The following is an 11,207-nucleotide window of genomic DNA, read 5'->3' as shown; positions in this document are numbered from 1 at the left end:
CCCGATTCACTCTTGATTTATATCCACAAAAAAAATCCCAAGTTCAAATCTCGAGATTTTTTCACGAACACTATTATTAATCACTTTAAATTGAAGGTCTTATAAGATTCCATGCCACTTCAAAATGATATCGTCCCGGATTTTTTAGTGATTGAAAAACCTGGTTCACCATCATTACTTTCTAAGACTAAGTGTGTATCTGCCAGTGTCATAAGATAGGAATCATGAGTAACAATCACCACTGTCTTCCCTTCATCCTTCAACATCATCAATAATTCTATGATTTTATCTCTGTTTCGCTCATCTAAACTCCCTGTCGGCTCGTCACACAAGACAAGTTCACAAGGTTTTAAAAGGATTCGTGCAAGTGCGATACGCTGTTGTTCTCCCCCGGAACATTGATAAACAATTTTATTTTTAAATCCATCGAGACCTACTTTTTTTAGGACCTCATTCACCTTTTCTTTTTTGTTCTTTAGCTTAACGTTCTCTAAAGCTAACATTAAATTATACTCGACGGATTTGTTCTCGACGAGCGCAAAATTTTGAAAAAGATAACCGATTTTTGTGCGTAATAATGCCGTTGCTTCTTTAGAAAACGGTTTAGGATTTGCTTTTCCAAACAAGGTCACTGTGCCTTCGTCTGGCGTATCCAGGAGTCCGATAATATTTAATAATGTACTTTTACCACTTCCCGATGGGCCTGAGATTACAATAACTTCATGAGATGGCATTTCTAGATTAATTTCAGTTAAGATTGGTATATCGTTAAACTGTTTAGAAATCCCTTCTAACTTTATAATTGATTCCATTTAGTCATCTCCTTTTAAAATTGTAGACACTTCAGTCGATTCATATTTTCTTATGCTCGCCTTAATGGTGATCCATTCCAAGATTAATGTCACGACAAATATTCCTAATAATACCGCAGCAATTGCTTTGTCTCCTGAAGCCTGGTAGAGAAGATATGTAAAGGCAGCAATTGTTGAAAAGACTGATCCGTTAATGAGCATTGCATAGCGATTGTAATAATTCGTCCCGTTGAGATATCTAATGGCAATTTTTTTGCTATAGCCATCAACATAGATTTTAATTGAAGTATAGTTTATTATTAGAAGTATTAAAAAATATAATCCAATCGATTGTAAACAAACTAAATAATCATTTTTGATTTCAAAAATACTTAATTCATAGATATCTCGCGATTTCACAACTTTATAGCTCGCATCATATTCTTGATCCATACGTTCCAAGATATTTGTAAGGCTATTGGTTTCTCCGTTGTATAACAAGCTCACAGTAAAGTTATCAATCCCTCTTGAGTAAACATTATCTACAAAGTAAATAGGATCATCTATGGTCCCTGCTGGAATGGCTATCGTTCTATTGGCGGATACATAAGTTGAGTTTGGTTGAATATAAAGAATTTCATAGTTACTCATATATGGCTCTAAGTAATTATAATACGTATTAACTCGTTCCTTAGAAACCAAGATATAATTTTTATCTTTTGATAACATTTTAGGATTTAACATTCGATTTGTTTCGTCAGTGATGCTGATATAATCTAAATATGCATTATTAATGTGAACGGATGGTGGTACATATCCGTCCATTGCTAATTCAATGTTCTTGTATTGATCATGTTTTAGCACGGTGAGGTAGAAATCATATGCATTATGGTTTGCGTATGCAATATCATTTTGACTTACAAGCTCAAACAAAGCTTTCTCATAGTCCTTATAATCTTTATCCACAGGAGATTTTGATGCATAAGCAATGCGCTTAGAATTTAAAACCATTGGATTTTCTGTCAATGAATTTATATGCCCCTGTTTGTATTCAATGCTTTGAATTCGAGTAAAAATAGGAATAAGAAGAATAATTATGGATAGTGCTTTCAAAATAAGCGTTAACATATATATTGGTACAATTGACATACTCGATTTTAAAATTTCATTAGACGTTCGTTTAACAACCAAAAAATATGTAACGAATAAACATCCTAAGATACTAAAAACATAAATAAGAACAAATGGAATCAGTTTTACTAAAAACATAAATAGTAACGTTCCATAAGAATCCGTGATGACAAAGGCTGTACTAAAAATCGTAAAAGCGAATAGAATTGATAGACCTATAATGTCTTTTAAAAATAATTTTTTAATAATTTGTATTGTTGACTGTCCTTGCAAATAACGTATCCCGATTTCCTTACCATTTTTAAGTACTGTAAGTACCATTAACATAAGAACGCTGATAACAGCAACAACCGTAGCCGGCTGTAATTCTCTATCCACACTTACATTATTCATTTGTCCTAACTCAGATACAAAAAATCCGGAAGGGCCATTCATATAATTATAAACTTGAAAATAATCAAAGATCGTCTCTTGTATCTGTGTTGAATATTCGTCAACAAAAATTGTTACTAAAGTTTGAATACCACTTGATGGATAGTATTCTTCTATTTTGGACAAGGGATAGATTGAAATGGGATCTTTATAAGTTGAATCAAAATCATAGAAACGATGATCAAGATAATCAATTAAATAACTTGGCTTTTTGAGGTGATCATTAGATATAACCCAATCGTCATTAATAAAAAAACTTTCCTTTAATCTCCCCTCTTTCACAATAATGTGGCTTAAGAGTTTCGATTCATTACCACTTATAAAATAAAAGTAGCCATTTTCTTGATTGGCATAGTCATCCTCTGAAGTTGTAATCGCAACATCATATTTGTATCTTTCACTAAAAGTTCTAACGTCTTCGATCAAATCATCAATCGAACGATTCACTTCACTCGGAGTTATATCAATATAGTAAGCTTTTGAATGTTCTCTATGAATTTGGTCCACACCTAAAAGCCCAAGTCCTACCTGATACTCATAATTGAATACTTGAAAGCTGCTTGTAGTAATTAAGATTGCTAACAATATCGTAAAAACCATATTTATTTTTTTGATAAGAAGGCCCCCCTTTCCTTAAATGTACCATAAACGCACACCTATTCATATTATAGTTATGTGTAGATTAATCCCTCTAAAGCTGAAGAACCTAATGATTTCAACGAAAGAAAAAAGTCTCAAGATAATATCTTGAGACTCTTAATTAATTATAAATTGGCACGCCCGACAGGAATCGAACCTGCAACCTTTTGAACCGGAATCAAACGCGCTATCCCTTGCGCCACGGACGCATATCAATGCATGGATATAATACCATAGAATTGATATTTTAAAAAGACCGTATTTCATTCTTTGAGGTTAAGAATTATTTGGTGTTTGAGTTAAATAACGAGTCAGAAATGACTCAATGGATTTTTTGTAATATACAGGATCTTTTTCATAACTCTCTGCATGATTTGCACCTTTTATTACGATCTTTTCTTTGGGACCAGGATGTGCTTGGTATAAGGTATCCAACATCTCATAAGGTACAAAGTCATCTGCATCCCCATGAATGAATAACGTAGGCAACGTGCTTCGTTTTAAAGACTCGACTGCAGATGCTTCATAGAAATTAAAGCCTGCTTTGACTTGCGTAATCATACTTGTAATTGGAATCATTGGAAAGGCGGGTAGATTATACATATCTTTGAGTTTATAAGACAGTTGATCTGCAACACTGGTATAACCGCAATCTTCAATCACAGCCATGACATTGTCTGGGAGATCAAGACCACTTGCCATCATTACCGTTGATGCTCCCATACTAAGACCAAATAATGCAATTCGAGAATCTTCACCATTTTGATTTATGATTTTTTGGACCCAAGCTTCAATATCAAATCGCTCTGGCCAACCAAATCCAATAAGGTTTCCCTCACTTTCACCATGTGATCGTGCATCTGGTGCGAGCACATTAAATCCCATCTCATGGAACAGTCGGATATAATGACCCACACGGTCTTTGTTATTGCTATAACCGTGTGCAACTAATATTGTATCTTTCGTTTCTGTTTTCGCAGGAACATACCACGCTTTAAGTTTCAATCCGGAATCACTGACAAGTTCTTGAGACGTTTTATTCACCGATTTTAACCATTCTTGATCGGGCTTCCATACAGCTTTCACATCAGCGTCTATAAAATCTTTATCCCCCGGGATCAATGCAAGTTTAAAGAAGTACCCACCCGCAAAACCAAGTAGTACCACCAATATACCCGCAACGATTATTAATTTTTTTAAATGTTTCATTGTCACCTCATATACTTTGATATTCAAAGCAATAAAAGAATAACATAGATTATTAAGTTTGTAAATCTATAAAAAACAGAACCTTAACAACAGGTTCTGTGAAAAATTGCAGGATTCAAATCAATTAAAACAATGCATTATTGATCTAAATAATCTAAAGCGGTTGGTTCTAGATAAAAATTTTGACCGTAAGCGTGGATGTCGGTGGCTGGATAATCACTCGGATTTGACTCTAAAATACACACTCTTAAAAAATGACGATCAAAATCGAGGTAGATAAAATCTGATTCATAACTTGTATCATTGTATTCAGCCTCAAAATAGTATCCAAAACCTGGCTTCTCAATCAATGGCACTTCTTCAGATTTTACAATTTCAAGAATTTCATCTTTCTCGCTATCCATCACTACTTGATAAATTGTGGCGTTATTGTGATCGCCAAGCGATAAATAATATTGAGTATAACGATCGGAATAGGATTTAATTACCGGATCCTTATAGTTATCATTAAAAATAAATGCGGAATTTCTAATTTCCTTTAACACTTCTTCATTTAATGACAATGTCGGTTCTTCTTGATGTGTACATCCAACAAGAATGAGTGTTATAAGTAACGAAAAAATGAGAACCCGTCTTTTCATTAACATTCCGATTCCCCTTTGATGAGTCTTAGTTTTTTATCATCAATTTCATATACAACATCGGCAATTTCAAAAACTTCTTCCCCATGATTGGTAAAAACAAGGGTACATCCTGTTTCTTCAACATATTCATCCAACATTTCTATCACAATTTTTTTACTTAATCGATCCAGTCCATCAAAGGGTTCATCAAGGATTAAGTAATCAGGACGTTCCATTAAAGCTTGAATCAATCTCATTTTTTGTTTCATTCCTAAGGAATACGTTTTATATTTCTTAGATAACTCCGCTTCAAAATTAACCTTTTTAGCGAGAAGGATAATATCCGCTTCTTTCACACATCTTCGAATGCGTGCAATTTCACGAAGGTTTTCAAGTCCTGTTAATGAACCAATAAACTCTGGCGCATTAATACTTACACCGCCATTGGGTACAAAATCGATATCCTGCTGCAATTTCTTCCCATCAATCACAATACTCCCTAATGTTGGGGCAGAGTAGCCGACGATGAGTTTCAATAACACACTCTTACCACTACCGTTTGGACCTACGATTGCGGTCTTTTTTCCTTCTCTTATATTAATATTGACATCTTCAAAAAGAAGTAGGTCTTTAAACTTTTTAGAAACGGCATTAAATTGAATCATAATAAATACTCCTTTTTAAAATAAGTATGGAACCTCCGAAGGCAATTAAAACAAAAGCGAAAGCTAAAATCATTCGCATCAATTCAAGTTCTAATACACCAACAAAAGAAACAATACTTATTGAACTGTAATAATCAATTGATATCATAATCATAATCATAAAATATGGAAAAATTGATATAACCAAATTCTCACTGAACCGGATACTAATTGCTTCAAATAACAGTCCAATCGCTAGCATTAGACTTGTTAATCGGGTGAGATAAAATATGGTCACAAGCATTGTAGTTAATGTACTTTTATAGACTAAAGTCATGAAAACAAAAAATAAAAAGGTCATGACCATCATCTTAATTGCATTCAAAACATGATACTTCGCTAGAACTGTATAAGAAGTGATTATATTCTTCCGATAAAGTAAGAGACCATAAAATGATTGTAAGTCTTTAAATTCCCTTAAAACGGTATTCATTAATGTAATTGTAATTAACGTAAACACAATGACATTTTGAATGCTTGCTTGATCAATTCCGTACAAAGGAAAACTATTAAAGTTTAAATATAATACATTCATAAGATCACTCAATGTTATGACTCCATGCGGGCCTGGGAACATTTGGAGTGAAGAGATTATAATTCCAAGTATCAAGGTGATAAAATAAATCAATACTGTCATAATTCCAAATCCTCCATTTTTAAGTAGAAAACTAACATCAACAAGAATACATAGGGTAGATAGTTTAAAATAATCACCCCACAATTTAAGCCTTCTAAATGATAAAAAATGTATAACGGATTCATGGGATTATCCAATATTGGCATATAGTAACTTGTAGAGGAAAGAATTAACAGAAATTCTACAAAACTTGTTATGGGTAACTTTGAGCCAAGACGTAAAAGTTTTACGAGCACTTCCGATATCCCTAACACTACCACCAGCACCATTATTTTCAGAAAATAATAAAAATCGAAACCCGAATAAAAATAGATTGATAGGATCAAATAAAATAGAACTAAACTAAAATAAAGCACTGAAGCATGATACACAGCGTTCCCAATTGTTTTTAAAGCAAAATTTATTTTTGAGCCATATCGATGTACCGTCATCATCTCACAATCTTCTTTTATATAGATCGAAAAGTACAAGACAATCGTACCAATAACAAAATATATATCATTGAAAAGATTTTGGAATGAAGCTGCATTACCGATCAAAAATATAAAGCTAATATACATGATATAGCCTGCAAATGCTGCTTTTCTAACTAATCTCAAGATGCTTACCTCGCGTCTTATGGTTAAATAATACATAACCTAAAATAAGGGGCATTGAGTTTGTGATAAAAAGCAGTATTGTGGGCGCTGTATTGTAATCACTAATAGAAAAAATAGTGGATGGCGCAAACAACATGGCAATTGGAAACTTATCAATTGTTCCCACAGAAACCAGAGGAAACATAAGAACCGAGAGACCAAAATAATAAATTAAGAGCCCAAACACCACCGTACTCTTTTTAGTTGAGAAGAGCGCAATCGATGTTGATAAATAGGCTAAAACAAATGGAATGAGTAAATACTTTACAATCCCCAGTAAAAAATAATAAAACTTGAGGTGTTGATAGTAAAACTTATTTCCAAGTACATCTAAAAATAAATCCGTGTGAATTGTGTATGCGTCAAATCGTCCTCCACCTATAAATAGAATGAGTAGGTAATATAAAACGTATGCGCTAAAAATTGAACCCGCCACGCTTATCGCGATTCTTAACTGTTCATTGCGAATAAAGTTACGATATTTTTTTACACGGTATGATTTTAAAACATTACAACTGGTTTGATTTTGATACATTATTAATCCCGCAAATGAAGCAAGTAAAGGAACCACGATTTGGAAAAGTGACAGAGCCCTTGTTAAGCTCGCTTCAAAACTTGAATACTTCAGTGCGTTATGGAGTTCAATTGAAGTATATTTGATAAATGTGATTTCACTGCTGTCTGAGAAGAATATCCCGACATCAGAATTAAATAAACTTTCGTTACTATTTTGGAAATACGAAACGATGATTTGATAGATATCCAATTCATTTAAGAACATAAAGCCAAATAAAAATAGTGATACACAAAAAAGCAAAACATAATACCGAAATTCATTTCTTCTCTTAATAAACATTCCCCACCCACTTATCCAAATTCTATTTGCATCCATTTCCCCAAAAAATGATGCGCTATTTATTACCGAGTTTACTCTTGTTTTTCTAAAAAACAAAAGCTTAGCGGTTTCATTATAGTCATAAAAGGAGCCGTAAGTCAAAAATGAACCTACAAAGGTGCATTTAATTTTGAGTTAAACTGTTCTTGGATTTCCTTGTCTTCCATTTTTATTTGCCCTGAAATTAGACGCATTACCCACACTCAAAATCCACAGATGAGAAAGCATAAAAAAACCACCCTCGTCGTGGGTGATCCAGAATAAAAATGGTGGAGGTTAACGGGCTCGAACCGCTGACCCTCTGCTTGTAAGGCAGATGCTCTCCCAACTGAGCTAAACCTCCATGGAAGATAAGTCTAACATATGTATAAGCGAATAACAATGCGTTTGAACTGAAAATTTAAGAAAGAAAACCCACTTGTTTAAAGTGGGTTTTCGCTTAATAATCCAATTGTCGGTAATAACGACGAATTTCTGTAGGATGACAGTTTATTTTCTCAATATGAGCATCAATACGACGGTTAACCGCCATCATTACAAGATGACAAATGTGACCGCGATATTTTTCACTGATCCCTTTCAGTTCATAATCTTTACTATCAATGACTTCATAGTTTGCGCATATACGCGGAATAAAATCGACAACACGTGTTGATAATGGACGAGATGTATCTTCTCCTACGAAGATCGTTACAGGGGTGTCTCGTTCGACAATCTCAAACATACCATGGAAGAATTCAGGTGCTGTAATTGATTTTGTAGGAAGCCAATGTTGTTCTTCCCAATAACACATTGCATAGGAGTACGTTGCACCCCATTGATTCCCTGCACCTACAAAGTAATGCATGGCATCATCGTGATGACGTTTCGCATAAGCTTCCCCAAATGCATCGGCTTTGATTTCCACATCAACAAGTGCTTCAGGTAAGTATTGATCAAATTCTTGATACATTGCTTCATAATCATCAAAATCACCCTTACGTTGCATTAAACGATCCATAAACATAAAGAACTTAAGTTGTTCATTCAGACCGAAAGAGATGGTGTAATCACCCAATTCCGCAAGGATTGAATTAGGTTCATCGACGAATGCGACAATCGTACACCCAACTTCTTTTAAAACCTTAACCGCTGCCACAACCTCTTGTGTTGTCCCAGTTACAGAAGAATAAACGATAATTGAATCTTTAGTAATGTTCTTATTCCCGGTTACTAAGTATTCCGCAGCATGTTCCACATAAATTGGCAGTGAACTCATCTCTTTTACGTGATGAGCAACTTGGAGTGCAGAAGCATAAGTTCCTCCAATCCCTACAAAATAGATACCGTTATAACCTTTATCATGAATTGCATCGGCAACCTTTTCAATTTCAGGTCGAAGGGCTAATCCCCCTTTAAAACTCGCTAATTGCTTTTCTTTATCAAATTTTAACATACGTTTCTCCTATCCAAAGATTCCTAAATAAACACCAGCAATACCTACTACCATCGTCCCAACAATAAGAATAAGGGGATTTACTTTTTTCTTAAGTAACCAATAATAAAGCCATGTTGTTCCTAGACCGACAAGTCCTGGCATAATACCATCCAATATTTCTTGGAAGGGTTGTGCCGTTTCTCCAGTACCAATTTGTAAGGCCAATCCTGTATAAACCATTTCTTTCGACATACCACCAATAACCATGATCCCTAAAATACCTGCTGCCGCAAGAACTTTATCCATCACACCACTCTGTTGCATTTTCTCAAGATAATTAAAACCAATATTGTAACCGAGATGTGCTCCAAAATAACGAGCTAAGAAAGCAGGGATGTTATAGATTAAAAAGTAAGCGATCGGTCCTAGGATATTCCCACTCATCGCAAGTGATAAACCAACACCTAATGCAATAACTCGAATACACCCTACAAAGATCGAATCTCCAATTCCAGATAAGGGTCCCATTAACGCCGTTTTAATCGCACTAATCGCCGTTGCATCGACCTCTCCATCTTTATGTTTCTCTTCCATCGAACACACAATACCACCAACAAATGGCGCTAATTGGGGTGTAATATTAAAGAATTCAATATGACGTTGTAACGCTTCCGCATAACCTTCTTGATCATCCTTATAGATTTTTTTAAGGGTTGGATCCATCATCATGCCAAATGCAAGATGCATCTGACGTTCATAGTTCCAAGAAAACTCCATGCCTAAACTTCCAGCATTGAAGGCCATCTTGGTAATGTCTTGTTTGGTAATTACACTGTTGTTAGAAGTCATCATCATCGTCCTCCACATTTAATCCTGCTGGCGCTTGTCTAAAGCCCCCTAAGAAGTCAAATTTCTCAATCACAATAATGACACCGATAATCGCAATCCCTAATACCGGTACATTGAGATAAGCAGATAAAACAAATCCTAAGAAATAAAATGGTACAAGTTTCTTGTTTAAGATCATACGCATTAACATCGCAAATCCAAGTGCAGGAAGAAGTCCCGCAGCCGCATCCATACCGGCAATAATTTGTTCTGGTATTGCTGCAATAACATTAGACATTGCTTCAGCACCGAAGTAAAATCCAAGGAATACTAACAAGAAACGACGAACTACTGTAATCATTCCAATACTCCAGTGCGCTGTTTTAATACCACCAACACTACCAGCCTCTGCCGATTTATCAGCTATGCGTAGGATAAAGGAATTAACAACGTTAAAGATATTTCCAATTGCAAGTGAGATTAATGCAAGAGGCATAGCAAGCGCAATCGCTGCTTCAGTTCCAGATCCCATCGAGATTGCAAACGCTGTAGCCAGTGTCCCACCAACAATTACATCCGGTGGAATATAGGCACCAATTGACACGGCCCCCATAAAGAATAATTCTAAAGTAGCACCAATAATAACACCTTGTTGAACATCACCTAAGATAAGTCCAACAATGGGTCCAAGAATAATTGGGCGATTAATATACAGTGATCCCAGTTGATCCCCGAAGACACCCAATGCCGCTACTAAACCAATCAATATTGCTTGTAACATGAATTCTTCCTCCTTTTATAGTTTTACTACCTGCTTTGAGTCGCTGGATAACATCCGTATTTCTACTTCTTTTCCAGCATCCATTAGTTCCTTCAACAATTTCTTATCGGTTTCACTGACAAAGATGGCTTTACTGATTTGTTCATCATCACCTTCTTTTTTCGTTCCACCAAGGTTAATAGATTGAATTTGTGGACATGCTTGCGCAAGCTTATACGCAACGTCAATAGTCCGTACGACAATTAACAGCTGATACTTATCTGTAACGCCACTGTTTAATGCGTTTATTGCATCTTCAACATTCTTTATGACTAACTTAACATTGGCTGGTTTTGCCAATTTCAATGTGGTCTTCCAAATATCATCGGAAACGACATCATCATCTGCAATCAAGATACAGTCTGCACCAAGGGCATTGGTCCAAGAGAATGCAACCTGTCCATGTAAGAGACGATGGTCAACACGACATAATACAATCATAA

12 protein-coding genes and 2 tRNA genes are annotated in these 11,207 nt (G+C 35.1%); all 14 read right to left on the bottom strand.

Annotation, left to right across the window (positions count from 1 at the left end; translation table 11 throughout):
- Positions 1-119: 119 nt before the first annotated feature.
- The 14 genes from EL194_RS02120 to EL194_RS02055 all read right to left on the bottom strand — a co-directional run bounded on the left by EL194_RS02120 (position 120) and on the right by EL194_RS02055 (position 11,205).
- Positions 120-812 (bottom strand): ATP-binding cassette domain-containing protein, encoded by a 693-nt coding sequence (locus EL194_RS02120; RefSeq protein ID WP_003774807.1) that lies wholly within the window; start codon positions 810-812, stop codon positions 120-122.
- Positions 813-2,954, bottom strand: a complete 2,142-nt coding sequence (locus EL194_RS02115; RefSeq protein WP_003774805.1) for a hypothetical protein — start codon at positions 2,952-2,954, stop codon at positions 813-815.
- Positions 2,955-3,126: 172 nt separating this feature from the next.
- Positions 3,127-3,202: transfer RNA gene (locus EL194_RS02110), tRNA-Arg, on the bottom strand.
- A gap of 67 nt (positions 3,203-3,269) precedes the next feature.
- Positions 3,270-4,202 carry an alpha/beta hydrolase gene (locus EL194_RS02105; RefSeq protein ID WP_003774802.1) on the bottom strand — a complete coding sequence of 311 codons (933 nt, stop codon included), beginning with the start codon at positions 4,200-4,202 and terminating at the stop codon, positions 3,270-3,272.
- Positions 4,203-4,339: 137 nt separating this feature from the next.
- Positions 4,340-4,849, bottom strand: a complete 510-nt coding sequence (locus EL194_RS02100; protein WP_003774800.1) for a hypothetical protein — start codon at positions 4,847-4,849, stop codon at positions 4,340-4,342.
- A complete protein-coding gene (locus EL194_RS02095) occupies positions 4,843-5,490 on the bottom strand; it encodes an ATP-binding cassette domain-containing protein (RefSeq protein WP_003774797.1) in 648 nt (215 codons plus the stop codon). Before EL194_RS02095 ends, EL194_RS02100 begins: the two co-directional genes overlap by 7 nt.
- Positions 5,477-6,166 (bottom strand): hypothetical protein, encoded by a 690-nt coding sequence (locus EL194_RS02090; protein ID WP_003774796.1) that lies wholly within the window; start codon positions 6,164-6,166, stop codon positions 5,477-5,479. Before EL194_RS02090 ends, EL194_RS02095 begins: the two co-directional genes overlap by 14 nt.
- Positions 6,163-6,765 (bottom strand): hypothetical protein, encoded by a 603-nt coding sequence (locus EL194_RS02085; protein WP_003774793.1) that lies wholly within the window; start codon positions 6,763-6,765, stop codon positions 6,163-6,165. Before EL194_RS02085 ends, EL194_RS02090 begins: the two co-directional genes overlap by 4 nt.
- On the bottom strand, positions 6,752-7,660 hold the full coding sequence (locus EL194_RS02080) for a hypothetical protein (protein ID WP_126345107.1): 909 nt from the start codon (positions 7,658-7,660) through the stop codon (positions 6,752-6,754). The genes EL194_RS02085 and EL194_RS02080 overlap by 14 nt, the downstream gene beginning before the upstream one ends.
- Positions 7,661-7,966: 306 nt before the next feature.
- Positions 7,967-8,042: transfer RNA gene (locus EL194_RS02075), tRNA-Val, on the bottom strand.
- 96 nt (positions 8,043-8,138) lie between these two features.
- Positions 8,139-9,134 (bottom strand): SIS domain-containing protein, encoded by a 996-nt coding sequence (locus EL194_RS02070; RefSeq protein WP_003774790.1) that lies wholly within the window; start codon positions 9,132-9,134, stop codon positions 8,139-8,141.
- A 9-nt stretch (positions 9,135-9,143) separates the two neighbouring features.
- A complete protein-coding gene (locus EL194_RS02065) occupies positions 9,144-9,968 on the bottom strand; it encodes a PTS system mannose/fructose/sorbose family transporter subunit IID (protein ID WP_013853305.1) in 825 nt (274 codons plus the stop codon).
- The gene (locus EL194_RS02060) at positions 9,955-10,725 is read right to left on the bottom strand and encodes a PTS mannose/fructose/sorbose/N-acetylgalactosamine transporter subunit IIC (protein ID WP_003774785.1); all 771 of its coding nucleotides are present in this window, start codon (positions 10,723-10,725) and stop codon (positions 9,955-9,957) included. The genes EL194_RS02065 and EL194_RS02060 overlap by 14 nt, the downstream gene beginning before the upstream one ends.
- Before the next feature lie 15 nt (positions 10,726-10,740).
- The gene (locus tag EL194_RS02055; RefSeq protein ID WP_003774783.1) at positions 10,741-11,205 is read right to left on the bottom strand and encodes a PTS sugar transporter subunit IIB; all 465 of its coding nucleotides are present in this window, start codon (positions 11,203-11,205) and stop codon (positions 10,741-10,743) included.
- Between the last annotated feature and the right edge of the window lie 2 nt (positions 11,206-11,207).

Origin of the sequence: Erysipelothrix rhusiopathiae, assembly GCF_900637845.1 — a bacterium.
GTDB classification, from domain to species: domain Bacteria; phylum Bacillota_I; class Bacilli_A; order Erysipelotrichales; family Erysipelotrichaceae; genus Erysipelothrix; species Erysipelothrix rhusiopathiae.
This window is presented reverse-complemented; position numbering and strand designations above follow the sequence as displayed.

What these genes read in the sequence shown, in the direction of transcription:
- EL194_RS02120 (WP_003774807.1), bottom strand. Translation starts at nt 812, where the DNA reads ATGGAATCAATTATAAAGTTAGAAGGGATTTCTAAACAGTTTAACGAT.
- EL194_RS02115 (WP_003774805.1), bottom strand. Translation starts at nt 2,954, where the DNA reads ATGGTTTTTACGATATTGTTAGCAATCTTAATTACTACAAGCAGCTTT.
- EL194_RS02105 (WP_003774802.1), bottom strand. Translation starts at nt 4,202, where the DNA reads ATGAAACATTTAAAAAAATTAATAATCGTTGCGGGTATATTGGTGGTA.
- EL194_RS02100 (WP_003774800.1), bottom strand. Translation starts at nt 4,849, where the DNA reads ATGTTAATGAAAAGACGGGTTCTCATTTTTTCGTTACTTATAACACTC.
- EL194_RS02095 (WP_003774797.1), bottom strand. Translation starts at nt 5,490, where the DNA reads ATGATTCAATTTAATGCCGTTTCTAAAAAGTTTAAAGACCTACTTCTT.
- EL194_RS02090 (WP_003774796.1), bottom strand. Translation starts at nt 6,166, where the DNA reads ATGACAGTATTGATTTATTTTATCACCTTGATACTTGGAATTATAATC.
- EL194_RS02080 (WP_126345107.1), bottom strand. Translation starts at nt 7,660, where the DNA reads ATGTTTATTAAGAGAAGAAATGAATTTCGGTATTATGTTTTGCTTTTT.
- EL194_RS02070 (WP_003774790.1), bottom strand. Translation starts at nt 9,134, where the DNA reads ATGTTAAAATTTGATAAAGAAAAGCAATTAGCGAGTTTTAAAGGGGGA.
- EL194_RS02065 (WP_013853305.1), bottom strand. Translation starts at nt 9,968, where the DNA reads ATGATGACTTCTAACAACAGTGTAATTACCAAACAAGACATTACCAAG.
- EL194_RS02060 (WP_003774785.1), bottom strand. Translation starts at nt 10,725, where the DNA reads ATGTTACAAGCAATATTGATTGGTTTAGTAGCGGCATTGGGTGTCTTC.
- EL194_RS02055 (WP_003774783.1), bottom strand. Translation starts at nt 11,205, where the DNA reads ATGATTGTATTATGTCGTGTTGACCATCGTCTCTTACATGGACAGGTT.